The organism is Prevotella amnii DSM 23384 = JCM 14753 (assembly GCF_000378745.1).
Classification (GTDB): Bacteria; Bacteroidota; Bacteroidia; order Bacteroidales; family Bacteroidaceae; genus Prevotella; species Prevotella amnii.
On the sequence record NZ_KB905334.1, the window covers coordinates 1 to 1,859 of the forward strand.

General features: G+C 29.2%; 1 protein-coding gene. It reads left to right on the forward strand.

Features of this window, described 5'->3' with window-relative positions; genetic code table 11:
• The first annotated feature begins 171 nt into the window (after nt 1-171).
• Complete coding sequence (locus F596_RS0110635; RefSeq protein ID WP_019036935.1) at nt 172-1,821, forward strand: AsmA family protein; 1,650 nt, start codon at nt 172-174, stop codon at nt 1,819-1,821.
• Nucleotides 1,822-1,859: the final 38 nt, after the last annotated feature.

Consider the following 1,859-nt stretch of genomic DNA (forward strand, 5'->3'; position numbering starts at 1 on the left):
TGCAATGTGGGAGAGTAGGAGACCGCCTTCTTTTATAATAAATAAAAGCTCTGATTACAGAAATGTAGTCAGAGCTTTTTTTATGCTCTTTATGAGCATTAGCTTCTGAGTTGACTTAAGTAGTTACTATTTACTTAAATGTAAGTTTTTTTTTGTAGCTTTGCAGGTATATTGAGAAAGATTTGTGTTTTTTTTAAGTGGATAATACAAACTATAATAATAGTTTATATTATAATTATTGTACTGTTGCATCTTCCAGTAGTACAAAACGTAATAGGTATAGGTATATCTAAAGCTATTTCAGAAAAATTAGGAACACACGTTAAGATAGACCAGATAGAATTAGGCTTTTTAAATCGTATTGTTATTAACAATATGATTATTTATGATCAAAGGAATTATAAAATGCTTTCTGCAGAGCGTTTAGCATTTAAAGTAGATGTAATTCCTTTGATAGAGAAAGGCTGCTTGTCAGTTTCTTCAGTCCAACTTTTTGGTATGAAAGGCATCTTTTATAAGCCCCAAAAAGCTCCTGCCAACTATCAATTTATCTTAGACTCTTTATCTTCAAAGGATAACTCTGAAAGAAGTAATTTTAATCTGTCTATTCGTAATCTTATAATGCGTAATTGCTTTTTAAAGTATGACCGTTTGGGAGAGCCATTGCGAAATTATGGTTTTGGTTTGAATCATATACGAATAGAAAATTTATCAGCTAATCTTATTATTAATAATATAGCTCACGATACCATAAGTGCAGAGGTTCGCTCACTAAGTTTAAAAGAAAGAAGTGGATTCAAATTAGATAGATTAGGATTAAAATTGTTTGCAGATAGTAAGCATGCAGAGCTTTCTAAAGTTAATATAGTTACACCATATAGCAAATTGTTAGGGGCTAATATTAATGTGTATTATTGTTTTGAAAAAGGCAAATTAAAAAAGTCGTCTTTAAGAGGTAAAGTGAGATTTAATAATGCTATAATATCAACTTCTGATGTTCGGCTATTTGTGCCAGCTTTGAGTCATGTTAATAGAAGATTTAGTTTATCTATAAATTCTATATATGATGCAAATAGAATAAGGTTGTCTAAATTTTCACTATCCTCTTGTGATTGTTCATTGTTTGTTAAAGCTAAGGGAGAATTAAGATTAAGTCATAGTGTTCCAGATATTTATCTTAATAAGGTATCTTTTGGTATAGATAGTTATACACTTAAGTCGATAGATAATATCTTTAAATTAAAAATTCCTAAAAAGATTATTGACTTGGGTAATATTTATTATCAAGGATCTTTTACGCGTACTAAACAATTACTTAGTATTAAAGGGCATTTACGGAACAAGGTAGGTGAAGCTAATATAAATTTAAAAATAAAAGATAGGAATTTTAAGTTGAGCATATATAGTCCATTAATAAGGATGTATAAAATTATAGGAGATGCAAGATATGGTAACCTCTCTATAGGTATGAACCTTTTAGGAACTACTGATTTAAAGAATGTTGGCTTAAACGTAACTGTTCCATCTTTCGTATATAATAATTATTCTTATAAAAACATAAGTGTAAAAGGCTTGTATGCTAATGATAGTTTTGGTGGGAAAGTAAGAGTAAATGATCCTAATGGAACTTTATCTTTTGATGGGGTTGTGTCTGATATCTATAAATTTATATCTAAAAAGAAAAAATTAAACATAAAAGCAAAGGTTATAGTTAAGAAAGTAGATTTATCAGCTTTTCATTTCACAAAAATATTAGGTTCTCATATATTGCTGTCCGGTAAAACTCAAAAGAGCATAAATATCTTCCCCGAAGCCCAGTAAAATTGGACTTCGGGGTTTATTTTTTCAAAAGTAAGCCC